24 protein-coding genes and 1 pseudogene are annotated in these 21,961 nt (G+C 43.0%); 9 read left to right on the top strand and 16 right to left on the bottom strand.

The window, feature by feature from the left end:
- Positions 1–99: 99 nt before the first annotated feature.
- Positions 100–489, bottom strand: a complete 390-nt coding sequence (locus BV11031_RS21265; RefSeq protein WP_010328894.1) for a DUF5362 family protein — start codon at positions 487–489, stop codon at positions 100–102.
- A 145-nt stretch (positions 490–634) separates the two neighbouring features.
- On the opposite strand from BV11031_RS21265, the gene BV11031_RS21270 reads away from it, so the two are divergent.
- Complete coding sequence (locus BV11031_RS21270; RefSeq protein ID WP_010328893.1) at positions 635–1,408, top strand: MerR family transcriptional regulator; 774 nt, start codon at positions 635–637, stop codon at positions 1,406–1,408.
- A gap of 20 nt (positions 1,409–1,428) precedes the next feature.
- Here BV11031_RS21270 and cls read toward each other — a convergent pair whose 3' ends face one another.
- On the bottom strand, positions 1,429–2,877 hold the full coding sequence (gene cls, locus BV11031_RS21275; protein WP_010328892.1) for a cardiolipin synthase: 1,449 nt from the start codon (positions 2,875–2,877) through the stop codon (positions 1,429–1,431).
- 243 nt (positions 2,878–3,120) lie between these two features.
- On the opposite strand from cls, the gene BV11031_RS21280 reads away from it, so the two are divergent.
- The gene (locus BV11031_RS21280; protein ID WP_010328891.1) at positions 3,121–3,555 is read left to right on the top strand and encodes a DUF5392 family protein; all 435 of its coding nucleotides are present in this window, start codon (positions 3,121–3,123) and stop codon (positions 3,553–3,555) included.
- Positions 3,556–3,686: 131 nt separating this feature from the next.
- Here the strand turns inward: BV11031_RS21280 and pseI are convergent, their stop codons facing one another.
- From pseI to BV11031_RS21325, 9 genes are all read right to left on the bottom strand, one after another.
- Complete coding sequence (gene pseI, locus BV11031_RS21285; protein WP_010328890.1) at positions 3,687–4,736, bottom strand: pseudaminic acid synthase; 1,050 nt, start codon at positions 4,734–4,736, stop codon at positions 3,687–3,689.
- Between the two features lie 46 nt (positions 4,737–4,782).
- The gene (gene pseH / locus BV11031_RS21290) at positions 4,783–5,373 is read right to left on the bottom strand and encodes a UDP-4-amino-4,6-dideoxy-N-acetyl-beta-L-altrosamine N-acetyltransferase (protein ID WP_010328889.1); all 591 of its coding nucleotides are present in this window, start codon (positions 5,371–5,373) and stop codon (positions 4,783–4,785) included.
- A 15-nt stretch (positions 5,374–5,388) separates the two neighbouring features.
- Positions 5,389–6,480 carry a UDP-2,4-diacetamido-2,4,6-trideoxy-beta-L-altropyranose hydrolase gene (gene pseG / locus BV11031_RS21295; protein ID WP_010328888.1) on the bottom strand — a complete coding sequence of 364 codons (1,092 nt, stop codon included), beginning with the start codon at positions 6,478–6,480 and terminating at the stop codon, positions 5,389–5,391.
- A gap of 15 nt (positions 6,481–6,495) precedes the next feature.
- A complete protein-coding gene (locus BV11031_RS21300) occupies positions 6,496–7,254 on the bottom strand; it encodes a cytidylyltransferase domain-containing protein (protein WP_010328887.1) in 759 nt (252 codons plus the stop codon).
- A gap of 11 nt (positions 7,255–7,265) precedes the next feature.
- Positions 7,266–8,462 carry a UDP-4-amino-4,6-dideoxy-N-acetyl-beta-L-altrosamine transaminase gene (pseC, locus tag BV11031_RS21305; protein WP_010328886.1) on the bottom strand — a complete coding sequence of 399 codons (1,197 nt, stop codon included), beginning with the start codon at positions 8,460–8,462 and terminating at the stop codon, positions 7,266–7,268.
- Between the two features lie 14 nt (positions 8,463–8,476).
- Positions 8,477–9,421, bottom strand: a complete 945-nt coding sequence (locus BV11031_RS21310; protein WP_010328885.1) for a dTDP-glucose 4,6-dehydratase — start codon at positions 9,419–9,421, stop codon at positions 8,477–8,479.
- A 19-nt stretch (positions 9,422–9,440) separates the two neighbouring features.
- Entirely contained in the window at positions 9,441–10,445 is a 1,005-nt protein-coding gene (locus BV11031_RS21315) for an SDR family NAD(P)-dependent oxidoreductase (protein WP_010328884.1), read from the bottom strand.
- A 379-nt stretch (positions 10,446–10,824) separates the two neighbouring features.
- On the bottom strand, positions 10,825–11,343 hold the full coding sequence (locus BV11031_RS21320) for a DUF5362 family protein (RefSeq protein WP_010328883.1): 519 nt from the start codon (positions 11,341–11,343) through the stop codon (positions 10,825–10,827).
- Positions 11,340–11,831 carry a GNAT family N-acetyltransferase gene (locus BV11031_RS21325; RefSeq protein WP_082246312.1) on the bottom strand — a complete coding sequence of 164 codons (492 nt, stop codon included), beginning with the start codon at positions 11,829–11,831 and terminating at the stop codon, positions 11,340–11,342. Before BV11031_RS21325 ends, BV11031_RS21320 begins: the two co-directional genes overlap by 4 nt.
- A gap of 140 nt (positions 11,832–11,971) precedes the next feature.
- Here BV11031_RS21325 and spoIIQ point away from each other — a divergent pair, with 140 nt between their 5' ends.
- A complete protein-coding gene (gene spoIIQ, locus BV11031_RS21330) occupies positions 11,972–12,844 on the top strand; it encodes a stage II sporulation protein SpoIIQ (RefSeq protein ID WP_010328881.1) in 873 nt (290 codons plus the stop codon).
- Between the two features lie 95 nt (positions 12,845–12,939).
- Positions 12,940–13,377, top strand: coding sequence for a VanZ family protein (locus tag BV11031_RS21335; protein WP_010328880.1), 438 nt, complete (start codon positions 12,940–12,942; stop codon positions 13,375–13,377).
- Positions 13,378–13,401: 24 nt separating this feature from the next.
- On the opposite strand, the gene BV11031_RS21340 is transcribed toward BV11031_RS21335, so the two are convergent.
- From BV11031_RS21340 to amtB, 3 genes are all read right to left on the bottom strand, one after another.
- On the bottom strand, positions 13,402–13,983 hold the full coding sequence (locus tag BV11031_RS21340; protein ID WP_010328879.1) for an undecaprenyl-diphosphatase: 582 nt from the start codon (positions 13,981–13,983) through the stop codon (positions 13,402–13,404).
- Positions 13,984–14,159: 176 nt separating this feature from the next.
- Entirely contained in the window at positions 14,160–14,510 is a 351-nt protein-coding gene (locus BV11031_RS21345; protein ID WP_010328878.1) for a P-II family nitrogen regulator, read from the bottom strand.
- A gap of 11 nt (positions 14,511–14,521) precedes the next feature.
- On the bottom strand, positions 14,522–15,736 hold the full coding sequence (amtB, locus tag BV11031_RS21350; RefSeq protein ID WP_010328877.1) for an ammonium transporter AmtB: 1,215 nt from the start codon (positions 15,734–15,736) through the stop codon (positions 14,522–14,524).
- A gap of 258 nt (positions 15,737–15,994) precedes the next feature.
- On the opposite strand from amtB, the pseudogene BV11031_RS23125 reads away from it, so the two are divergent.
- The 3 genes and pseudogenes from BV11031_RS23125 to BV11031_RS21360 all read left to right on the top strand — a co-directional run.
- Positions 15,995–16,314: pseudogene (locus tag BV11031_RS23125) on the top strand (hypothetical protein); the annotation flags it as partial.
- A 216-nt stretch (positions 16,315–16,530) separates the two neighbouring features.
- Positions 16,531–18,003: an allantoin permease gene (pucI, locus tag BV11031_RS21355; protein WP_010328876.1), complete on the top strand. Its 1,473-nt coding sequence runs from the start codon at positions 16,531–16,533 to the stop codon at positions 18,001–18,003.
- Between the two features lie 104 nt (positions 18,004–18,107).
- Positions 18,108–19,514 (top strand): right-handed parallel beta-helix repeat-containing protein, encoded by a 1,407-nt coding sequence (locus tag BV11031_RS21360; RefSeq protein WP_010328875.1) that lies wholly within the window; start codon positions 18,108–18,110, stop codon positions 19,512–19,514.
- Positions 19,515–19,607: 93 nt separating this feature from the next.
- Here BV11031_RS21360 and BV11031_RS21365 read toward each other — a convergent pair whose 3' ends face one another.
- On the bottom strand, positions 19,608–20,798 hold the full coding sequence (locus BV11031_RS21365; RefSeq protein ID WP_010328874.1) for an MFS transporter: 1,191 nt from the start codon (positions 20,796–20,798) through the stop codon (positions 19,608–19,610).
- Between the two features lie 21 nt (positions 20,799–20,819).
- Positions 20,820–21,233 (bottom strand): MarR family winged helix-turn-helix transcriptional regulator, encoded by a 414-nt coding sequence (locus BV11031_RS21370; protein WP_010328873.1) that lies wholly within the window; start codon positions 21,231–21,233, stop codon positions 20,820–20,822.
- Positions 21,234–21,455: 222 nt separating this feature from the next.
- Between BV11031_RS21370 and BV11031_RS21375 the strand changes: the two genes are divergently transcribed.
- Both BV11031_RS21375 and spoIIID read left to right on the top strand, forming a co-directional pair.
- The gene (locus BV11031_RS21375) at positions 21,456–21,566 is read left to right on the top strand and encodes a protein usd (protein ID WP_082022679.1); all 111 of its coding nucleotides are present in this window, start codon (positions 21,456–21,458) and stop codon (positions 21,564–21,566) included.
- Positions 21,567–21,580: 14 nt separating this feature from the next.
- Positions 21,581–21,862, top strand: a complete 282-nt coding sequence (gene spoIIID / locus BV11031_RS21380; RefSeq protein ID WP_010328872.1) for a sporulation transcriptional regulator SpoIIID — start codon at positions 21,581–21,583, stop codon at positions 21,860–21,862.
- The last annotated feature ends 99 nt before the right edge of the window (positions 21,863–21,961 follow it).

The following is a 21,961-nucleotide window of genomic DNA, read 5'->3' on the forward strand; positions in this document are numbered from 1 at the left end:
TTCCAGCACGCTGAAAAGATGACAAAATCCTAAAACGATAAACCGATTTAGGATTTTGTCAACAATCAGAAACCCGGAGCTTCCTCCGGGTTTTTCTCATTAATAAGTGTTGTACGTATCATAGTCGCTGAAAATGCCGTCAGCAATTCCTAGCATTAAAAAGATGAAAAAGGCGATAATCGCAAGAACCGATACAGCAATGCTCACGATTAGATAAATCCCTTGCATCTTCACAAACTTCGCGTAATTCTCCAGCATTAAGTCTTCAGACTGTTCGCTGTTGTGCTCAGCCATTTGGCCTGCTTCTTTCGCTGATCGCATCAAAAAGATTCCGGCAATGATTTGCAGGACGCCCGGCACAGCACCAATTAGAAAGAAAAACGCGCCTGAAAGCGCGGTAAGAGCGCCCATAATAATAAATAAGATGCCTGTTGCTTTCCCCCATTTTGAAATGCTGACGAGGGTTTTGTTCATTGTTTCAGGATTCATATACACTGGCTCCCCCTTTACAAAAAAATACTCACTTTTCATTTATACACTATTTGTGAGAAGTTTTATATATCGAAAATAACATTTTTGGGATTGACCCTGACGTTGCGTGATTGTTTACGATGAAAAAGAGGAGGCGGCATTTATGAAATACCAAGTCAAACAAGTGGCGGACATAGCGGGCGTCAGCATTCGGACCCTTCATCACTATGACGATATTCAGCTTTTGAATCCTTCAGCGATTACTGACGCGGGGTATCGTTTGTACAGTGATGCAGATTTGGAAAGACTGCAGCAGATTTTATTTTTCAAGGAAATTGGGTTTCGTTTGGATGAAATTAAAGAGCTGCTGGATCATCCGAATTTTGACCGGAAAGAGGCGCTTCAGTCGCAAAAGGATATTTTAATAAAGAAAAAACAAAGAATGGAAGAGATGATTCAAACGATTGACAGAACGCTTCAGTCCATGAAGGAGAGAAAACAAATGAGTAAGCGGGATTTATTCGCCGGATTAAGCATGAAAGACATTGAAGAGCACCAGCAGACATATGCCGGTGAAGTCAGAAAGCTGTATGGAAGGGAAATGGCAGAAGAAACAGAGAAAAGGACATCTGCATATTCGGCGGACGATTGGCGGATGATCATGGCAGAATTTGATTCAATTTACAGACGGATCGCGGCGCGAATGGAGCACGGACCCGGTGATGCAGAGGTTCAGGTTGCTGTGGGGGCGTTTCGCGACCATATTTGTCACTATCATTACGACTGCACACTCGACATTTTCAGAGGGCTTGGGGACCTGTATATCACTGACGAACGATTTACCGATTCAATCAATCAATATGGAGAAGGCCTTGCCGCTTTTTTGCGGGAAGCGATGATGATCTACTGTGACCATCAGGAAAACCCCCGTCCGTAAAAGCCGGGGGTTGGCGCATCTTATAAAATCGGTGACAACAGCCGCGAGATGGACTCCTTTATTCGAATCCATAAGGGGCGCTGCAGGTATTCCTCATAGGTGTATTTTCTGGATACGAGCAAATCCTCTTTAAATGTAGAAACCAGTTTTTTCGCAATGGTGATATCGTAAATAAACGCATTCACTTCAAAATTCAGCCTGAAGCTTCGGACATCGATGTTCGCTGTGCCGACTGATGCGATTTCGTCATCCACCACGATGGTTTTGGCGTGAATAAAGCCATTATCGTAAATATAGACAGTGGCTCCGGCTTTCAGCAGATCGCCGATGTTCGAAAGTGTCGCCCAGTATACAAAGGCATGATCAGGTTTGTTCGGGATCATAATATTGACGTCAACACCAGACAGGCATGCGATCCTTAAAGCATCCAGCAGGCTTGCGTCAGGAATAAAATAAGGCGTCTGAATCAAAATAGAACGCTTGGCATTCGAAATCATTTTAATGTAGCCATTTTTAATTTGTTCCCATTCGGAATCCGGACCGCTCGTGACAATCTGCATCCCGACATTGCCTTTTGGGCCGTAATCAGGAAAGTGATTCGGAATATATGTCAGGGTATGGCGGTGGGAAGCTTGGTTCCAGTCTAGGATGAAACGTGTCTGGATGGCATGTACGGCCGTCCCCTGCAGCCGGATATGCGTATCCCGCCAATAACCGAATTTCGGATTAAGACCGAGGTACTCATCTCCGACATTAAATCCTCCGACATAACCGGTCATCCCGTCTATGATGACAAGCTTTCGGTGGTTCCGATAATTCAGCCGCAAGTTAATCGGCCTGAGCTTTGAAGGGAAAAAGACCTCCACATGCCCGCCGGCCTCACGTAGCTCTTTAAAAAACTTTTTTCTCAGTGTTCTGGATCCAAGCTCATCATAAAGCACCCGGACTTGAACGCCTTCTTTCGCTTTTTGGATGAGAGCATCCCGTAATTTTTTGCCTAATTCATCACCTTTATAAATATAATATTGTAAGTGGATATGATCCTTAGCCTTTGAAATGTCATGCAGCAGCCGCTGAAACTTATCCCGTCCGTCTGTGATCACGTCAACTGAATTATCCTCGGTGAACACAGCGTGATTATTCATAATAAGCATATAAATTAAATCTTTGTTATCAAAGGTTGCCCGGTTGTTGAACTGAAATTGCCTGGTTTCTAAATCTTCTAGCTGATGCTTCAGCAGCTTTTCGATACCGATCTTTTTCCGGTCCTCCCATTGAAACAATTGTTTGCGTCTGAGGTTATGGCCGAATAATAAGTATAAAATAAAGCCTAAAACGGGAATAAAGAAAAGAACAAGCAGCCACGCCCAAGATGCGCTGGCATCGCGCCGTTCTTTGAAAATGACAATGATGGCCAAAAGAATATTCAAAATGAAAAAAAGTGATAAAAGGATGGAAGAAATACTCACTTTGTAACCCCGCTCATTCATATTTATCAAGAAGATTGCCATTAGTATTCCATGATTAACAGCGATCTGATTCCCATTACAAATTATAACACTCACATTTTAAAAGAATAAAGAGCGGCGATCCAGATTCTTCGTGAAAAAACCGGGCAGATTTCTTTAAAACCAGTTTGCACCTGCGGTAAAATAAGCACATATGATAACGTTCGTAAAGCCTTGCAACATCAAATAAAGGGGGAGGATTACATGAACTTTTACAGAGTCGAACAAATGCCGGGGTTCATTAAAACAGAAATGCAAAAAATTCAAAAGGCTGTACAGCCCTTCATGAAGAAAACCGTCATTTACCGTTTTCTTGCGATTCCGCTTGCTGCATTCTCTCTCTTTCATTTGGCCGCTTATTTATTTCACGCTTCAGCTGACAGGGAGTCCCTGGTCAGCATAGGAATATTCGCCCTTCTGGCGGCGCTTGGATTGGCATTTTTCAAAGAAGCAGGCTACCAGCGCAAACAAGTCCAAAAAACGGTACACATCTACATGCTGAACAGGATCAAAAAGAGCGACATCCTTTCAGAAGAGCGAAAAAACTCTTATACCCGACAGATTAAGGAAGAACCGTTTGCGATGCGCAGTTTTGTGGAATTTCTGACAGAAGAAGACAGACGTAAAAAAATGTATTAAATTAAAAGCTGCAAACCAGAACTGCACCCCGATTTGCCGGACATCAGGGTGCAGTTTTTTAATGGCGATATATTCTCTATTTCTGTAAAGCGGAGCGGGGGAGCATGGTTTATTAAGAGGCGGTATTTAAACTATAGAGAATCCCATCTCAGCGGTGTCCCTGCTGCAATATGTTTCTTGGCTGTTCTGCCAATCACGACCTCATAGTATTTTGGCTCCAAGCCATAACCGGGTCGCACAACTTGAATATTGTCTTTGGTGAACATGTCTCCGGCTTTTATATCTTTTTTTACATAAATAGAACGGCGGAATTTAAGCGAAGCTTTTTCCTCGGAAGTGGGTCCGTACGTGATCCGTCCTAATGCTTGCCACGCTCTTTTCGTTTCAACGACAAGCTCCTTCAATTCGAGGGGTTCCAGCGAAAAGGCAGAATCTACGCCGCCATCGGCTCTTGATAAAGTAAAATGTTTCTCAATCACAGTTGCGCCCAAGGCGACACTAGCCACAGCAACTCCTGTTCCCATTGTGTGATCTGATAAGCCAACTTGGCAGTTGAATAATTGTTTCATATGAGGAATCGTGGAGATATTGGTATTTTCCGGTGATGCCGGGTAGGTGCTCGTGCATTTCAGCAGTATGAGTTCTTTACAGCCGGCTTCTTTGGCGGCCCTCAAGGATTCATCAATTTCCGCTACTGTAGCCATTCCGGTAGAAATGATCATAGGTTTACCAGTAGCAGCGACCTTTTTGATAAGAGGGATATCGGTATTTTCAAATGAAGCTATTTTATAAATAGGAACCCCCAAGTCCTCCAGAAAGTCGACAGACGATTCATCGAATGGCGTACTCAAAGGGATCATTCCAAGTTCCCGGCATTTATCGAAGATTGGTTTATGCCATTCCCAGGGGGTGTACGCTTGCTCATATAATGTATAGAGCGTTCTGCCGGACCAGAGGCTATTTTCATCCTCGATTTTAAAATCTTTCGTATTCATATTTAATGTCATCGTGTCAGCGGTATATGTTTGTATTTTCAGTGCGTGTGCACCTGCTTTAGAAGCTTCCTCTATAATGTGAAAAGCACGTTCTAATGATTGATTATGGTTCCCGGACATTTCAGCAATAATAAACGGGGGATGATTCGGCCCGATTTTTCTTCCTTCCAACATGATTTCGTTCATTTTTGCACCTCCTTTTATTTATAGTCAAACCTCCTAAAGATTGGGCTCAGCTCTTCAGTACATTAAAATTTGTATCAAGGTCTTTGTGATCTATTCCTCTTTCAGCTAATTTCTTCAGCACTTTCGGTTTTTCCGCTATCCATTCTTCCTTTAAAAGGCCGTATCTGATGACATCAAGATATTTGTTCTTCCTTACGATGTGGTTTCGGAAATGGCCTTCTTTGCGAAAACCGAGTGATTGGTGGTATGACAAGCTTTTTTCGTTATTCGACAGGACTTCTCCGTAAACTTTCTCAACCTCTAACTGTTGAAACGCCCATTCTAATGCTAAAAACCCCATGACAGAACCGGAGCCTTTTGGACTCTGGGCCTCTCCGATATAAAAACCCCAGTAGCAGTGGTGATTATGATGATCCACATCTTTAAAACTGACAAAGCCGGTGTCTGTTTGATCAATGGTAAAGATAAAATAATGTTCTGTTTTTGAGGAATTCACATTCTTGAACCATTGATGATGCTGTTTTTCAGTTATGATTTGGTCGTTATACATCGATTGCCTGATTCTTTCATCGTTCCGCCAACGGAGAACTGTGTCTAAGTCTTTTTCTTTTAATGTCCTAAGGGAGTATGTGAACACAGATTTATCCCTTCCTTACTTTAAAATTTCCAATAAGAGATTTTGGCGACTATCAATATTTCCTTCTAGTAGCATGCGGGCTTTTTTGGCCATTTGTATGAATGACAAGGGGTTATTGATCATGTCGTGAAGGGCGGAGACGATATGTGATTCTTTGACTGATTCTTTAGGCCCCAGATATTGAATAGCGCCTATTTGATCGAGTGTTTGAGCGATCAGTTCTTGATTTTCAGCGACTGTGATCACGATGGCTGGAAGGCCGAGAAAGCAGCGCTCCCATGCAGCAGTTCCGCCCGCACCTATCGCAAGGTCGGCATTGTACATTAATTCTGCAATATGATTGACTTGGCAGTGAAAGTTGAAAAAAACATGTTTATTACAAATGGATTCAATTTCATTCTTATGAACATTGGTGCTTCCAATCACGATGTCCAGCTCAATATCACGGGAGGAAAGCTGCTGAAAGGCTTTCATGGCCTTTTTCGTTTCATTAGTGGGATCAGTGCCTCCAAAAAAGACAAGAATCTTTCTTATGCTTCCATCGCAGTTTTTGTTACTGGGACAAAATGAATAAAATTCGTCTCGCAATAAGACATACTCTGGCCCTAAAAATTGTTTGCAGCTTTTGGGGACCAAAGGAACATAACGGTCTTTATAATGAGGATAAAGATTCTGGTCTAATAAAATATCACAATCATGGAAACGGTCAGCCAGATCATCAATTACCATCATTTTTTTGACATGTTTTTTCACTTTCTTCTCCCAATTGATATCAATTGAGTAGTGATCAACGATAAGGAGAGAGATTTCCTTGTTTAGGTTTTTCATCGCATGAATGGTTTCGTCTGAGTCAACATGCCAAGGGACACCAAGCCAATCAGAATGGGGAGTTGCTTTAGGAATGAAAACATTCTTTTTAGGTTCTGGAAGCATAATGAGATCAAACTGCTGCTCGCGAATCACATCAGCTAGATGTCCCTGTAAGTGTCGGCAAACAAATATAATATGAGCTCCCTTTTTACGCAAAGCATGAGCAAGCGTGAGGCACCTCATGATATGGCCTGTGCCTATTTCAATTGAAGCATCTGCTCTGAAAAGAATATTCATAACAGCACCCCATCATCACTTATCTTTGTCATTGTTTTCATTGAAGAGTTCTTTTTGTTCTATTCGGGCGTTGAGTAAAGACCACTCCGGAAACGTGTTCAATAATGCTAATGTATCCTCTAAGCTAAAGTCAGGTTTAGTTGGATACAGATTTTCAATGATCTTTTTGATTAATAAAAAGTCCTCAGGTGTGTCCACAGTCCATCTATGCTGTTTTTGATTTTCGGCATTGGTGATATTAGCCAATTTGAAGCGGGCGGGATTCATGAAAATAAAGGGTGTTACGTGCTCTCGTTCATATTCAAGACTGGACTCGGCATGAGCTTTTTCTAACGACGAAGCTGAAAAAACTTCTATATCCATTCCGCGGGGGTACGTTCTATTTAAAGTGTTAGACACATAATCATAGTGACCGTTTGCATCTAGATAATACGTAATGACTTTGTCAATGACACGATGATCAATAATAGGGCAGTCAGAGGTTAAGCGGACGATCGTTTCCGCTTTGCTCATTTTTGCAGCTTCGTAATACCTTGATAGAACATCATTTTCCGACCCGCAATAATAAGCAAGAGATAACCTCTTACTTAGCTCAACAATTGGTTTATCTATAGCATTTGTCGTTGTGGCGATCACAATCTCATCAATAAGGGCTGACCTCTTTATTCTTTCAATCTGATATTCCAGCAGAGGTTTATTCAAAACTTTTTTTAATACTTTGCCTGGCAATCTGCTGGAGCCCATCCGTGCTTGGATAATAGCCGTTACTGTCAACTCATCACCTCCTACGAATAAAAATCCACTACTTTTTTTAGTGCTTTGATCACGTCATCTGCATCTTTTTCGTTCATTGATTGAAACAGAGGCAAGGTGATGATTCCTTTATAAAGGGCTTCTGCATGTGGACATAGGCCGGCTTGATAACCTAAACGTTGATAGTAAGGATGTAGATACACAGGTATATAGTGAACGTTAACTCCAATATTTTCTTTTTGCATAGCGTTAAAAATGTCATCGCGAGTTCCCTTTAGCTGATCGAGATGTAAGTTGATAATATAAAGGTGCCAGCTTGAAGTTGAGGCTGCATCTTGGCTTGGGAGATGAATGTGGGAGATGGTTTTTAATTTTTCATTATAGATTCTGGCAAGATGATTTCGTGTGTTAATAAAATCATCTATTTTTTTCAGTTGGCTGACCCCTAATGAAGCTTGGATATCTGTCATCCGATAATTGAAACCAAGGAAGTGCATTTCATAGTACCACGATCCATGGTCTTGGGTTAATTTTTTCGGATCACGGGTTATACCGTGACTGCGAAATTGGAGCAGCTTTTCATAATATGTTCTATTATTAGTCGTTATCATTCCGCCTTCGCCGGTTGTGATATGTTTGACGGGGTGGAAGCTAAACATCGTCATATCACTGATAGAACCGATTTTTTTTCCTTTATATGAAGCGCCTAATGCATGTGCAGCATCTTCAATGACGATTACGTTATTGGCTTTTGCGATTTTTTGAATTTGGTCGTGGTTCACCGGCTGTCCCGTGAAGTCTACGGGGATAATAGCCTTTGTTTTTGGGGTAATCAGCTTTTCAATAGAATCAGGGTCGATATTGTATGTGAGCGGGTCAATATCTGCAAAAACCGGTTTGGCGCCCATGTACAAAATACAATTGGCGCTTGCCGCGAAGGTGATGGGTGTAGTAATCACTTCATCTCCCTGTGAAATTCCCGCAGCAAAGCAAGCTGCATGCAAAGCAGCTGTGCCGCTGGAAAATGCAACAGCATATCTGCTGCCAGCATATTCAGCGACTTTCTGTTCGAATAAGTCAATGGTTGGGCCCGTCGTCAAATAGTCTCCACGTAAAACATCAACTACCGATTGGATATCTTCCTCATCCAGCCATTGTCTGCCGTATGGAAGGTAAGAATCTCTGACGGGCTTACCGCCTGCAATCGCCAATTTATTTTCATTATTCATATTCCATTCTCCTATTAAATAAGATTCGTGCCTTTAATCCATTCTTCTGTTTTTCTTATTCCTTCCTCCAAACTGACCTGAGGGCTCCAATTAAGGATTTTCTTTGCTTTTTCGTAGTTGCATAACAATTTTGGAATTTCACTTTGAGGATGGATATGCTCTACATGGTGAATGTTTTGTCTATCGCCTGCAATTAATGCTGCTAAATCATTAATAGAGATATCTCTTCCAAGGCCTGCGTTTATAATTTCACCGTTTGCTTTTTGGGAATAACCGGCCTGCACGACGAAATGAGCACAATCCTCAACATATAAAAGATCTCGTGTTTGAGTGCCATCCCCATATATATGCAGCTTTTTCCCGTCCAATTTATTTTTTATAAAAATCGCGACGACTCCGCCTTCGCCACCTGTTTTCTGGAAAGGCCCATACGTGTTAAACGGACGTATCACCACTGCTGGAAGACCATACGCATGATAATAGGAGAGCACCATGTTTTCAGCGGCGATTTTTGCACCTGCATAAGGAGAAGCGGGTTTAATAGGGTCTGTTTCTTTAATGCCTTCTGCAAATGCAGCTCGGTCATACACCATACAGGTACTCATAAAAACAACTTTCACATTATGCTTTTTACATAATTCTAAAATGTTAAAAGTACCGATTGTGTCATTTTCAAATGTGGTTTTCGGATCGTCGATGCTGTCTTGTACGTTTATGCTTGCACCCAAATGATAGCAAATATCAAATTGGTTCAAGAAAAGATCTTCTAGTGTTTTTAGATCCTTTATATCTCCATTAATAAACTCGATAAATCCCGGAGCGTTCTTCAGCTCTTCAATATTTTCTAAACGCCCGTTCGACAAATCATCCAGCACCCATACTTGATGACCGTCTTCTAATAACTTTTTCACAACCCATCTGCCAATAAAACCTGCTCCTCCGGTAACAAGAATATTCATGACCATCTTCCTTTCCAGATTAAATGAGTTTTTGCGATTTTAATAATGTCAGGACTTCTCCTTTTGACATTTGCTCCTGATCATTTGAACTATAAGTTCCTTCAGTTGCTTTTTTTGCTTGAGTATATTGATTTTTTTTCCCGAATGATGAAGGAATCACAAACATTTCAGGCAGCTCAAAAGCCATAGTTGATTCATCATGCGTCATCAGTTCTTCATACATTTTTTCTCCGGGGCGCAGCCCGATCTCTTGTATTTCAATTTCATCAACATTCAGATTGTGATTTTTGCATGTTTCTTCAACAACGACTGACACTAAGTCACGCAGTGAGATCACAGGCATTTTTAATATGAAAATTTCTCCGCCTTGAGATTCTTTAAGCGCACTAATTAATAATGACGTCGCCTGATCCAGTGTCATCATAAAGCGGTTCATGTTTAAATCCGTCACAGTCACTTTTTTTTGCTTTAAGATTTGTTTTGTAAACAAGGGAACTACAGAACCCCTTGAACCCATGACATTTCCAAATCGAACACACGAAAAAACCGTCTCGGCTCTTCCCTTGCTGTATTGTGCAGCGGAAATTAATCTTTCAGCTGTGAGTTTTGTTGCGCCATATGCATTCGTTGGTGAGATTGCTTTATCGGAACTTGTAAAAACGACTTTTTTCACGTTTTGGGCAACGGCTGCTTTGATGACATGATTGGTTCCTATAATATTTGTCAGGACCGCTTCATAGGGATTGTATTCGCAAGCGGGAACATGCTTCATGGCAGCAGTATGGAAGACGTAGTCAATGCCGTCCATTGCATGTAAGACCCGGTCATAATCTCGTACATCTCCTATTAAAAATCTAATATCCTTTCTTGGCCCGATTTCGTTTTCTAGCATAAATTGTTTATATTCATCCCTGCTGAAGATTCGCACAACCTTTGGCTGGTCCTTCAAAATATGTTGTAGAAGGCTTTTTCCAATCGTGCCTGTTCCGCCAATGATGAGTATTTTTTTATCTTTGAAAAACACTAGTCTGCTCACTTCCTTTTTCCGAATGGTAAAACAATGTCGGTTATTGGAGTATATGCTTGTTAGTAAACTCTGTGTTTGCTCTAGCCTATTTGGTTTCACCTATTATTTTGCTAGTAGAGCGGCTGTAACAGGGGCGGGGAGGGCAGCTGATAAAACATAGAGAGAAACACCTGTCTTCTAAGAATGAAATGGAGAGATTGGAAGGGAGAAACGATCATGATGGTTTAAAAGGTTGTGTTATATGAAGGATGTCTGACGAAGGAGCGCGTTATGGAGAAATGGAGATAACGCAGTGAAACATAATAAAAAGGCATGAGTCTGGTTCATTTAATACCAAACTCACGCCTATGCGATTTGTGTCTATCTTATTAAATCACTATTCAAACACCGGATCATCCTCATAGTAATAAGAATCCGGATCTTCATATGTGTCGGTGCTTTCATAAGCGGCAATACCGATAATCACGAATATGAAAATGAGCAGAGCGATCCCAATCAGGGCCGAAATAATACTGGATGCAGCGTAAAACAACTGCATCTTTATAAACTTTCCGTAATTCTCAAGCATGTTTTCACCAGCACTGCCGGCAAGATTTCCTTCGGCTTCCGCAGCTGCTTTTGCTGAACGCATCAAAAAGACGCCTGAGATAATGAGTAGTACGCCCGGAATGGCGCCGATCACTGTCATCAAGGTAGACAGTGTGGCAAGCGATCCCATAACGATCAGCAAAATGCCTGACACTTTGCCCCACTTGGCGATGTCTGATAGCGACTTGACAGCAGAGGTACTCAGCTGGCGGCTTTCACTTTCCTCAGCCGCAATCTCCTGTTCAACGGCATCATTTCCTTCGTTCTGATGTTCAATCTCGTTTTCATCTTTATCCAGACTAATCATGATAGCTCTCTCCCTAAAATTTTTAAATCGTATCTTTTGCCGTCCATTTCGGCGATGCCGGGGAATAGTCCCCATTCCGCAAACCCGTGCTTTTCAAACAGCTTCAAGCTTGGTTTATTATGTCCGAAAATGAAGGCCATAAGTGAACGGATTCCAAGTTCCGGCGCAATGCGAAGCGCTTCCTTGAGCAAATACGATCCGACGCCTTTGCCGCGGCATGCTTCGTCAATGTATATGCTGACCTCCGCTGTTTTATTATAAGCGGGCCTTCCGTAAAATGTTTCAAAGCTGATCCAGGCAGCAACGTTCCCGCTTCCGTCTTCGGCAACATAGAGCGGCCGCGACTCTGTATGCCCCAAAAACCACTCCATCCTGTCTTCGGGTGTTACCGGTTCTGTATCGGCTGTTACCATTCTCGAAGCAATCGTTGAATTATAAATTGCAACAACAGCCTCCAGATCTTTATGTTCAGCAAGACGCAATGTCATGTTCATACATTTTTGCACTCCTCTCAAAAAAGTCACATATTTTCGTATCAGCCTGCGCAAACTACATGTAAAAAAAGTTTTTTGTATAGGTGTATATATTTTCAGAAAAGTGTTCAGAATGTTGCTGAGGTGATGAAACAATGAGAGAGGAAGAAAAGAAAACTTCTCAAGTCAAAAAACTTCAGCAGTTTTTTCGTAAACGCTGGGTGTTCCCTGCAATTTACTTAGTCAGTGCGGCCGTCATTTTAACAGCTGTCCTTTGGTACCAATCTGTATCAAATGATGATGTAAAGGATCAGTTGGCTGATAACGGCGGAAACTCCGCATATGACAACAACGACGATGCAGTTGAAGTAGGAAAGTCAATGGAAAATGTCGCTATGCCGGTTGTTGATTCTGAAAACGTATCTGTTGTGAAAAAGTTCTATGAAACCGATGCCGCAAAAGAAGAGAAAGAAGCAGCACTCGTTACCTATAATAACACGTACAGCCTAAGCAAAGGAATTGACTTAGCTGAGAAAGACGGAAAAGATTTCGATGTTTCTGCTTCTTTGAGCGGTACGGTTGTCAAGGCTGAAAAAGATCCGGTGCTGGGATACGTAATTGAAGTTGAACATGCCAACGGCTTATCAACTGTGTATCAATCTCTTTCTGAAGTAAGTGTTGAGCAAGGTGACAAGGTAAAGCAAAACCAAGTGATCGGAAAGTCTGGCAAGAACTTGTACAGTGAAGACAGCGGAAACCACGTGCATTTTGAAATCCGTAAAGACGGAGTCGCCATGAACCCGCTGAACTTTATGGACAAGCCGGTTTCTTCTATTGAAAAAGCTGCAGCAGCAGAAGAAAAAGCTGCCGCTGAAGAAACAGAAGAATCCATTCAGCAATCTTCCGAGAAAAAGGATGGAGCAACTGAAAAAGGAACAGAAGAAAAATCCGATGAGAAAACGGATGATTCAACTGACAAATCTGGTTCTAAAGAAAGCAGCACAACAGAAGACACTGAACAATCTTAATGTAGAAAACGTCTATCCGTGTGATAGGCGTTTTTTTCTTTACTTTTGCTTATGTCGCTATATATCGGTACATACGCTATAAAGGAGGTTATATCATGAACCGTCTATTGCTCGGAGGCTGGACCCTTTTTATGCTGCTTTCTGTCTGTACGGAAAGTTTCAGCGGCATGGTCTTAACGCAAACGGTAGCCTTTCATTTTCAGCCGCGCCCCGACCTGTCTCAATTTTTGGTGTTGGATGTTGCTGAGCTTGCTGTACCTGAAGCGTTTATTCAAAAAATCGGGCACGCGTTTTCCTTCTTTGTCCTGACCTATTTGCTGTGGAAACAGCGGTGCGGCATAAAATTGGCTGCAGCCGGCTCATTTGTATTTGCGTTTTTTACAGAAGTTCTTCAGCTCTTCTTCAGCAGAAATGGATGTATGCGGGATGTGCTCATCGATGCTGTTGGAATTGGATTGTTTTGTGGTTTATATGTGTTGGCGAAGCGGAGAAAACATAAGATGCATGAAAAATATGAAAGCCGGCTGTCTTAATTCAGACGCCGGCTTTTGTCTTTTCTAGAAATTTTGATCGGTTGGTTTTTTCGTCAGTTTATTGATGATGGCTTCATAGATTCTCACAATCCAATCGACCAATGGGCGAAGCAGATCTGAAAACCTAAAGAATAGGAACCCGATAATGATAGAGACAACGAGGCTGCCCAATACATCTACGGGATAGTGATGCCCTACCCAAATTCTTGAAAACCCTGTCAATAGCCCGAAAATGACAAGCGGCCAGCCGATCTTGCGGTTTCTGAATAGCATCGCAATCGAAATCGCTAACGCGCCTGTCGTGTGGTCACTCGGAAATGAAGCATCCGCATCGTGCGGAATCAGTGTATGCACAGTGTGCGCGACGAACGGGCGCGGTTCGAAATAAACTTGTGAAATCAAAAAGTTGATGACAAGACCCGCAATTCCTGTAAGGCCCGCGTAAAGCACATTTTTTCTGCTTTGCGTGTTCCCGAACACCCAGATAGCCAGCAGGATGAGAGCATAAGCGAGAATGGCATATTCCGTTATGAAGACCATAATGGAATCAAGAACCGAATTGTGATGAGATAGTCCATGGATGGCTTTAAATAGTTCGTAATTCAAATAATCACCTTTTGCATTTTTTATAATAGACCCATTATACTCATAAAAAGTTTCAAATCAATAAAGAATTTGCCGGAAATTGTGATGCTTGAAGAGAATTCGAAGGGGAAACAGTCTTTCTGGGGGATTCTATGCAAAAAAAAGAGATCCGGAATTCCGAATCTCTTCAAAAACGATTACAGTGCGTCAGGTCCTTCCTCGCCGGTGCGGATGTTGATTGTATTGCTGATTTCGTAGACAAATATTTTTCCGTCGCCGGGTGAACCCGTTTTCAGGACTCTTTTAGCGGTCTCAGTCACTTGATCAACAGGGACTTTGCTGACCACAATTTCAATTTTTAAACGCTCGTATACATTGCTTTCTATTTTTACCCCTCGATAGAGCTCCGTATGCGCTTTTTGAAGGCCGCAGCCGTGAACATTGGAGAAGGTCAGAGAGGTCACTCCGATTTTTCCAAGTTCCTCCTTCAGCTTTTCGAAATTTGCCGGACGCGTTACAATTTCCACCTTGAACATTTGACCGCTCATGACGTCACTCCTCACATAGTATCTTGATATGCTTTTTCCCCGTGCATCGTTAAATCAAGCCCAAGTGATTCTTCTTCTTCGGTTGCGCGAAGGGGAAGGAAGAGGCCTACAATTTTAATGATAACGAATGTGACTATAAATACAAAAACGTAAGTGGCAACGATCGCTACGATTTGTTTCCAGATTAAGCTTGCATCACCATAAAATAATCCATCTGCTCCCGCTGAATTAACAGAGGTTGTCGCGAATAATCCTGTTGCGATGCCGCCCCATGTGCCGCCGATGCCATGCAAGCCAAAGGCGTCGAGTGCGTCATCGTATCCGAATTTCTTTTTGAGCGAGAAAACGCCCCAGAAACAAACCGCACCGCCTATGATGCCGATAATAATAGAAGCGAACGGGGTGACAAATCCAGCTGCCGGTGTAATCGCCACAAGCCCGGCAATTGCGCCGGATACCGCTCCGAGCATCGTCGGTTTCTTGTTAATGATCCATTCTACTAAGATCCAGCCGGCAATCCCGGCTGCTGCGGCAGTGTTTGTGTTGATGAAGGCGTACATGGCCACATCATCTAAGGTCAGGGCGCTGCCGACGTTAAAACCGAACCAGCCGAACCAAATCAAAGCCCCGCCTAAGAAGGTGTAAATGAGATTGTGCGGGGAAGGCGCTGTGCCTTCTTTCCGTTTTCCGAGCACAATAGCGAGAACAAGGCCTGCCACACCGGAGGAAATATGAACAACGTTGCCGCCGGCGAAATCGAGCGCGCCAAGCTGGCCGATCCAGCCGCCGCCCCATACCCAGTGCGCAACCGGTGTGTAAACGAAGGAAACCCATAAAACAGAGAATAAAAGAAAAGCGGCGAATCGCATCCGCTCTGCGAAAGCGCCGGAAATAATGGCTGTTGTCAGAACAGCGAACGTCATTTGGAACATCATAAATAATGAATGGGGAATGGTATCACTGTAATCTCCCGGATCAAATCCGACCCCTTTCAGACCGGCCCATTCCAGCCCGCCAATGAGTGAATTGCCTGGTGCGAAGGCGAGTGTATATCCGAACAGCACCCAAACGATGGAAACGATGGCAATGGAAGAGAAACTGTGCATAGCGGTGCTCAGCACATTTTTGCTTTTTACCATTCCTCCATAAAATAACGCTAATCCCGGGGTCATCAGCCACACGAGTAAAGCGCAAAAGAACATAAAAACTGTATCGCCCATTTGCATGTCTCATTCCTCCGTATTTTTCAGAATAAAAGAATTATTATATTTCCTCATTATAGAGAAAAAAGAATGATAAAACATTTTCATGTAAGATTTCCTTACGTGGTTTTTTAGGGGATGTTATCGAGGGATGGAATAACAGCAAATGGACAATTGAAAGATTATAAGACTTTATATCTATAAAAGTTGCTATCCATAAGAGCGGAACTGGGAATTTACAATAAGAAGAAGGTTTTATATGACACTAAGGAGAGGATCGTGATGACCAAAGGCGGCAGGTTCAGGAGAGTAGCAGCCAGCGACGGTCCGATTATTTTTAGCCTTTCATTTTTTCGTGTACGGTCTGGCTCAACGCCTGAAATCGAGGCAGCTGCTGGGGAGGAGGTTGGCATTGCGTAGACATTTTTCAGGGATTCCCATGTTTACGAACCGTTCATAGATTTCGGTGAAATCATTGCGGCGGTCTTATTGTAATCCCGCGAAACAGCTGTATGAGGGGGCAGTTATATGTATATGATTATTGTGAACGGTGATTTGGTTAACGATTGTTTGACATTGGCACGCAGGATCTTAGTGCGATATGAATGGCGATGTGCTTTGCGGGAAAACTGCATCGTGAGAAAAGAGACCGGAGCTAGGTCTGTCTTTTTTCTTGTTTAAGCTGTTCAAATAGAAATAGGAAAATTGTATATCATAGCTAATGTTATTGTCTGACTTTTCAGTTATATTAGGTGACATCGAATGTCAGAAAACTGAACATGTGACGAAAACAGACAATATCGAAAGGGGAGCCGGCTATGACATTAAAAACGAGCCAGCATCAATCCAACAAACTGAGCAATGAAGATCTGTTGCCTTTGGGACAGGAAAAACGGACGTGGAAAGCAATAAACTTTGCCTCCATTTGGATGGGATGTATTCATAATATACCGACCTATGCGACGGTGGGCGGATTAATTGCGATCGGCCTCTCGCCTTGGCAGGTGCTGGCGATCATTATTACAGCTTCGCTTATCTTGTTTGGCGCTTTGGCTTTAAATGGCCATGCGGGGACAAAATACGGGCTGCCGTTCCCGGTAATCATTCGGGCTTCTTACGGAATATATGGGGCGAATATCCCAGCGCTTCTCAGGGCGTTTACAGCGATTATGTGGCTCGGCATTCAAACCTTTGCCGGAAGCACGGCGCTGAATATTTTGCTTTTGAATATATGGCCGGGCTGGGGAGGAATTGGCGGCGAGTGGAACATTCTCGGCATTCACTTGTCTGGTTTGCTTTCTTTTATATTCTTTTGGGCCATTCATTTGCTTGTATTGCATCACGGCATGGAATCGATTAAGCGTTTTGAAGTATGGGCGGGTCCTTTAGTGTATCTGGTATTTGGCGGCATGGTATGGTGGGCTGTCGATATTGCCGGAGGATTGGGGCCGATTTATTCCCAGCCGGGAAAGTTCCATACGTTTTCAGAAACATTCTGGCCGTTTGCCGCCGGGGTTACCGGCATCATCGGCATCTGGGCGACATTAATCTTAAATATCCCCGATTTTACACGGTTTGCTAAAACGCAAAAAGAGCAAGTCAAAGGGCAATTTTACGGCTTGCCGGGAACCTTTGCACTGTTTGCGTTTGCCAGTATTACAGTGACCTCCGGTTCTCAGGTTGCTTTCGGCGAACCGATTTGGGATGTTGTGGATATTTTGGCGAGGTTTGATAACCCATACGTCATCGCATTGTCCGTGATCACACTCTGCATCGCCACGATCTCTGTAAACGTCGCGGCGAATATCGTATCGCCCGCTTATGATATAGCAAATGCCTTGCCGACATATATTAATTTCAAACGCGGCAGTTACATCACTGCACTGCTCGCTTTATTTACGGTCCCGTGGAAGCTGATGGAAAGTGCGACAAGCGTATACGCGTTTCTCGGCTTAATTGGCGGCATGCTTGGTCCGGTGGCAGGCGTGATGATGGCTGATTACTTTATCATTCGCAAACGGGAGCTCTCGATAGATGACCTGTATTCTGAAACAGGGCGTTATGTGTATTGTAAGGGCTACAATTACCGTGCGTTTGCAGCCACGATATTGGGTGCGCTGATCTCACTGATTGGTATGTATATTCCTGCTTTGAAGAGCTTATACGATATTTCCTGGTTTGTCGGTGTGCTCATTTCATTTCTTTTCTATATTGTTCTGATGCGTGTTCACCCGCCGGCATCATCTGTGATTGAGACGTTTGAAGCTGGGCAGGTTCGCCGGGCTGAATAAGATCTATCTCACGGTATATTTTCATATTTTCGAAATGGTTTTCCATAAATAGAACATTTATAATTGTTTTGGAAATCTATTCTAAAACGAAATGGGAATCGAATATGAGAAAATGGTATTTTATTCTTTTGGCAGGTGTGTTAACGTCCGTGATCCTCGCTTTTGTTTATGATAAGACAAAAGCGAATGAGGAAGGGTCTGGAGATTACCTATATGTTTCGCCACATGGCAGTGATCAAAGTGAAGGGACAAAAGAAAAGCCGTTTCGCACACTGGCACACGCTTCAGATGAGGCTAGCCCCGGCACAACCGTTATGATTCGGGGAGGAACGTATCATGAACCACTTGTTGTAAAGCACAGCGGTGCGGACGGAACGCCTATCACATTCCGAAACTACGAAAATGAAAAAGTCGTGATTAGCGGAGAAACCGTTGCGGACGCAGAATATGAAACACCGCTCATTCATATTCACGATAAACACGACATTGCCATCAGCGGTTTAACGATTCAAGATCTTTCTGTTTCATCTGAGGAAGCAACTGCTATGGGGATTTATCTATCGGGCTCCAGCAGTCATATTGCGATTCAGAACAATCATGTCCGGGACATTAAGACAACAGCGGATGAAGGAAATGCCCACGGAATCGCAGTCTATGGGACTGGCAGCATGAAAGACATTCAAATCGAGGACAATATTGTAGAGAATCTGACGCTTGGAGCGAGTGAAGCGGTAGTGCTGAACGGAAATATTGACGGCTTCACTGTTGCGGGCAATGTGGTCCGCAACAATAACAACATCGGGATCGACCTTATCGGTTATGAGGGAACCGCGGCCAAAAACGATTACGTGCGAAACGGAGTCGTAGAAAACAATACGGTTTATCAAAATTCAACTTACGGAAATCCTGCTTATGGAGATGATTACTCAGCGGGCGGGATATATGTCGATGGAGGGCATAGTATCGAGATTAAGAAAAACACAGTTTACAATAATGATATTGGGATTGAAGCAACGTCTGAACACAAAGGGAAATACGCAACCGCTATTCAGATAACAGACAACAAAGTGTACAACAATGCGTACACCGGTATTTCAGTCGGGGGGTATGACAAAAAGCGGGGCGGCACCAGCAATTCTCTGATTGCCCGCAACATGATGTACCGGAATGACACAAAGGGGCTGTATGGCGGACAGCTGCTGCTGCAGTACGATACAAAAAACAACACAATCGAAAAGAATATATTGACGGCCAGCGATTCAAGATTATTTATCGGAAACGACTTTACGGCAAATGAAGGCAATACGGTCAATCATAACGTGTACCATAAGGAAACGGATCAAGACGGTATATGGATGTGGAAAAAGGATGAATACGATTCGTTTGCGGTGTATCAAAAAGCGACAAATAACGATCAGCAATCCATTTATGCCGATCCGATGTATCGTGATGAAGAGTCCTATGACTTTACGTTAGATCCTGATTCACCTGTGCGGCCAGTCATTGAATAACATGCAATCATCGGCGTCCTCTCCCATTCAACGGAGCAGGACGCCGTTTTTTGATATGAAAAAAGACCGCCGGATTTTCCGGCAGTCTGAGCATTATTCTGCAATAGACACTTTTCCTTCAGCTTTAGCAGGTTGTTTCTGGCTCCACGTATAGAGAAGCAGCGCAATCAGAACAAACAGTCCCGCTGATAAATAAATGGCAGAGAAGCCGGCAGACGCTACAAATAATCCGAACACATACGATCCTACAGCAATTCCGCTGTCAAAGAAGGTAAAGAACGTTGCCGTCGCAAACCCTGAGCGGTGAGCCGGAGATTTCTGGATCGCCAATGTTTGCATGCAGGGAACGATTGATCCGTATCCGAGACCGATAACGGCTCCTGAAAGCAGAAGCATCAAGCCGCTATTTGTGAAGGACAGCATGCAGAGCCCCACCGAGAAAATCAAGATTGATGGGTAAATGACAATGCCCGGTCCAACTTTGTCGAACAATTTCCCTGTGAACGGGCGTGCGATCATCATTGTCACCGCGAAGCAAACAAAGAAATATCCGCTGACATCCGAAAGATCAACTGATTTGGCGAATACAGACAGATATGATGTAACAGTTGAATAACAGAAAGAAATGAACAAACCGACCGTCGCAATCTTTAGTGCGCCTTTTTCAAACATATCCGAGAACGCAAAACGGAATACAGTCGTACCGCTGTCTTTGCTTTGCGGCACTTTTATCAAAAATGAAACAAGCAAGCCCGCAACCATAAACAGCGCAAAGGCTGTAAAGAATACAGGGAAGCTTACCACTCTCATCAAATTCAGGCCAAGGAAAGGCCCGATCGCCATAGCGAGGTTCATGGACATGGCAAAGTATCCAAGCCCTTCTCCGCGCCGTTTGGCGGGAATGATGTCCGCGGCAATCGCGCCTGTAACAGTCGTTAAAATGCTGAACCAAATCCCTTGGAAGAATCGCAATCCGAGCAGCAAGGAAAAGTTATGAATCGGCATATACAGAAAAGACGATAGGGCGAATAACGCCATTGATACAATCGCCATTCTTTTCTTCCCGAAGCGCTCAACAATGGCTCCGGAGAAAGGCCGTGTAATGATTGCTGACAGAAGGAACAGGCTGATTAAAAGCCCGCCCTGTGATTCTGTGCCGCCAAGTTCTTGAAGCGTATAAATCGGCAGTACGGTTAAAAATGTATAAAAGAACACAAACACAAATAAATTGACAAGCAGGACCATAATAAAATCCTTGGTCCATATCGCATCCGCTTTTTTCAAATGTATGTCACTTCCCTATTTTCATTGTTGTAAAAACTTGCGAAATAAATGAGAAAAAGCTTCCTTATCTTCATCCCGGAAATCCGCAAGCAGCTCTTCCTCGAATTTCAGCATTTTCACATTGATGTCTTCGTATTTTTTCTCAGCTTCTTTTGTGAGGACAACAAGTTTCTCCCGTTTGTCTTCACCTTGCTGTCTCTGTACCCAGCCGTTTTCTTCAAGGCGTTTGATCGTCCGTGTCACAGTCGGCGCCTCCACATTTAAATAGGACCAAATCTCTTTTTGAGTCATTGGTCCGATCGTGCGCAAACAATATAAAACTGACCATTGAGAGGAATAAAGGCCAAATGGCTCCAGCTGTTCATTGGCTTTCTTGGCAATCAGGCGGGCGCTTTGGTTGATTTGATGAATGAGGTTTCTGTTGACGTAGGTCATGTCGGTCTCCTTCTAAAAAACTTACCTAAGTAACTAATTGCTTTTTCATTCTACAGGAGGGGTGGATGAATGTAAAGATAAAAATGTAGTGACACGAAATAGTTTGCTGAGCTGAAAAAGTTTGTTTCACCCCTTGTCCTTATTGAGTTTTTAGCATATTCCCAAAAGAATGCTAATACACTGTTACAAACCTAACAAAGAGAGTGTTTGAGGTGAGGGATCGTGGGCATATTTCACAAACTTACTTTTAAAACCATACAACGAAGAAGCGGCATACTGTACGACTCTTTACAGAATACGGATCTCATTTCACACTTCTCACATCCATTTTAGGGAGGTCGAGTGGTGTGCACGATTACATCAAAGAGCGAACAATCAAGATAGGAAAGTACATCGTGGAGACAAAGAAAACCGTTCGTGTCATTGCGAAGGAATTTGGTGTTTCCAAAAGTACAGTACACAAGGATTTGACAGAGCGTCTGCCTGAAATTAATCCTGACTTGGCAAACGAAGTGAAGGAAATACTCGATTATCATAAATCCATCAGGCATTTAAGAGGAGGGGAAGCGACAAAATTGAAATATAAAAAAGATGATATTCTTGAAGGTGAACCTGTTCAGCAACCATAATGACCTGCTTTCATCAAGCTGGCGGTGTCTTCCCTGAAATCGTTCATAAAACATCCGCAAAAATTTGTAAAGAACTTAATGTGCTTCCAACTTTTTTTC

Source organism: Bacillus vallismortis, assembly GCF_004116955.1.
Lineage (GTDB): Bacteria > Bacillota > Bacilli > Bacillales > Bacillaceae > Bacillus > Bacillus vallismortis.

Coding starts and splice junctions, on each gene's coding strand:
- BV11031_RS21265 (WP_010328894.1), bottom strand. CDS start 489: ATGAATCCTGAAACAATGAACAAAACCCTCGTCAGCATTTCAAAATGG.
- BV11031_RS21270 (WP_010328893.1), top strand. CDS start 635: ATGAAATACCAAGTCAAACAAGTGGCGGACATAGCGGGCGTCAGCATT.
- BV11031_RS21280 (WP_010328891.1), top strand. CDS start 3,121: ATGAACTTTTACAGAGTCGAACAAATGCCGGGGTTCATTAAAACAGAA.
- pseI (WP_010328890.1), bottom strand. CDS start 4,736: ATGAACGAAATCATGTTGGAAGGAAGAAAAATCGGGCCGAATCATCCC.
- pseG (WP_010328888.1), bottom strand. CDS start 6,480: ATGAATATTCTTTTCAGAGCAGATGCTTCAATTGAAATAGGCACAGGC.
- pseC (WP_010328886.1), bottom strand. CDS start 8,462: ATGAATAATGAAAATAAATTGGCGATTGCAGGCGGTAAGCCCGTCAGA.
- BV11031_RS21310 (WP_010328885.1), bottom strand. CDS start 9,421: ATGAATATTCTTGTTACCGGAGGAGCAGGTTTTATTGGCAGATGGGTT.
- BV11031_RS21320 (WP_010328883.1), bottom strand. CDS start 11,343: ATGATTAGTCTGGATAAAGATGAAAACGAGATTGAACATCAGAACGAA.
- BV11031_RS21325 (WP_082246312.1), bottom strand. CDS start 11,831: ATGACATTGCGTCTTGCTGAACATAAAGATCTGGAGGCTGTTGTTGCA.
- spoIIQ (WP_010328881.1), top strand. CDS start 11,972: ATGAGAGAGGAAGAAAAGAAAACTTCTCAAGTCAAAAAACTTCAGCAG.
- BV11031_RS21335 (WP_010328880.1), top strand. CDS start 12,940: ATGAACCGTCTATTGCTCGGAGGCTGGACCCTTTTTATGCTGCTTTCT.
- BV11031_RS21345 (WP_010328878.1), bottom strand. CDS start 14,510: ATGAGCGGTCAAATGTTCAAGGTGGAAATTGTAACGCGTCCGGCAAAT.
- amtB (WP_010328877.1), bottom strand. CDS start 15,736: ATGCAAATGGGCGATACAGTTTTTATGTTCTTTTGCGCTTTACTCGTG.
- pucI (WP_010328876.1), top strand. CDS start 16,531: ATGACATTAAAAACGAGCCAGCATCAATCCAACAAACTGAGCAATGAA.
- BV11031_RS21360 (WP_010328875.1), top strand. CDS start 18,108: ATGAGAAAATGGTATTTTATTCTTTTGGCAGGTGTGTTAACGTCCGTG.
- BV11031_RS21370 (WP_010328873.1), bottom strand. CDS start 21,233: ATGACCTACGTCAACAGAAACCTCATTCATCAAATCAACCAAAGCGCC.